This window comes from Flavobacterium glycogeni (genome assembly GCF_048286775.1).
Classification (GTDB): Bacteria; Bacteroidota; Bacteroidia; order Flavobacteriales; family Flavobacteriaceae; genus Flavobacterium.
Genome location: NZ_JBLVPV010000066.1, coordinates 1 through 1,687, shown reverse-complemented (window position 1 = coordinate 1,687; position 1,687 = coordinate 1). Strand labels below are relative to the sequence as shown.

Below are 1,687 nucleotides of genomic sequence, written 5' to 3'. Positions count from 1 at the left end.
CTTGAAATTCTTTCTAAAAACTTAACGATAGCTCCATAGTTGGAACGGCATGTAATCGGTTCCGTCCAACCGAGGCTTCATTGTTGGCTTTTCAAGCCCAACGAAGCCTTTACTGTTGGTGGCAGTTTTTTATTTTGTTCGTTTTGCTTCAATTTTATTTCCATTCTGCAATAAATACACTTTTATTACTTCGTCTTTTTCATTTTTTTCAAATTGTAGTTGTGCATCTACAACTTTTAAGAAAAAAGACAGTTCACTGTCAGCAAAAATTGGAAAAGAACTTTGTCCTGTAAGTTGAGTGAATAACTGATCTTTCTCTAATGTAATTTTAATTTCAAAATCTTTTTCAACTTCATATATACCAACAAATTGCTCTAATTGTTCAATTTTTAATGGAATTTCTTTTCTTACAATTGGTTTAGGCATTGGTTTATTGTATAATATTGCTCTAATTGATTTAACCGGAATTGAGACATTTTCGTGATTTTGAAGTATTATAATTGTTTTATCGTTTGTAATATTCCTGTCAATATATGTTTTGTAACCTGGCCAACCACCACTATGAGATACAATTTTTCCAAAATCAACATTTTCTTCAACAAACCAACCGAAGCCGTATTTAGTTTTAGATTTATCATTTAACGTTGCAACTTCAAAAATTTCTTTCATTCCCTCAGCGGAAAGTAACTTATTTGAATATAAAGCTCTATCCCATTTTAATAAGTCAATTACAGTAGAGTTTACTGTGCCGTCTCCAACTATTCCATCAAGCCATATAACATATTTAGTTTCAGCAAAGTCGTCTGGCAAAATATATTTTTTTATACTGTCTGAATATAGGTAGCCAAATGCGTAATTATTTATTTGTTGCGATGTATATCTTCTTCTAAAAACCGTTGTATTATTCATCTTCAATGGTTTGAAAATTACTTTGTTTAAATAATCCCCGTAATTCATTCCCGTTACTTTTTCAATAATAGAAGCCAAAAGAGCATAACCTGTATTACTGTATTTCCATTTGGTGTTTGGTTCAAATAATATTTTTGGATTATGCTTTGCATACAAAGTGATAATATCTTTATTTATTGCAATTTTATTTTTGTCAAATAAGGTGTCCATTACTTCTTCATAGTCAGGAAGCCCACCTGTATGGTTAAGCAAATTTCTAATTGTAATACCTTTATAGTTGGATAGTTCAGGAATATATTTAGTAAAATTGTCATCTAAACTCAACATTTTTTTTTCTTTCAATATCATAATTGCCATTGCAGTAAATTGTTTTGATACTGACGCCAATTCAAAAACAGAATTTTCATCTAATTTTTGCTTTTTTTCCTCATTAGCATTTCCAAAACTATGTTTATAAATTACTTTATCTTTTTCTGCTACAAGAACATTTCCATTTATTTTTTGGTCAGAGTATAATGAATTAAGCAAACTGTCAATTTTTTGAATTCTGTCTTGTCCAAATGTAATTTGTCCTAATAATAAAAGTAGGAATGTAGTTATTAGTTTCATTTTTGCTTTTTTTTGTTTGATTATCCTGTTTTTTTTTGGCAAAATTGCCACCAACGTCAGTCTGTGAAAAAACTTCCGTTTGATTACGAACAAATATAGCAAAATACTGCTGTTAAAACAGGATTTTTCGTATTTTTAAGAATGCAACATATCCTAGGAATTTCCCGCC

The 1,687-nt window shown here is 29.7% G+C and carries 1 protein-coding gene; it reads right to left on the bottom strand.

From position 1 onward, the window contains the following. Positions 1-129 precede the first annotated feature (129 nt). A complete protein-coding gene (locus tag ACNQGX_RS18290; protein WP_417978739.1) occupies positions 130-1,560 on the bottom strand; it encodes a serine hydrolase in 1,431 nt (476 codons plus the stop codon). Between the last annotated feature and the right edge of the window lie 127 nt (positions 1,561-1,687).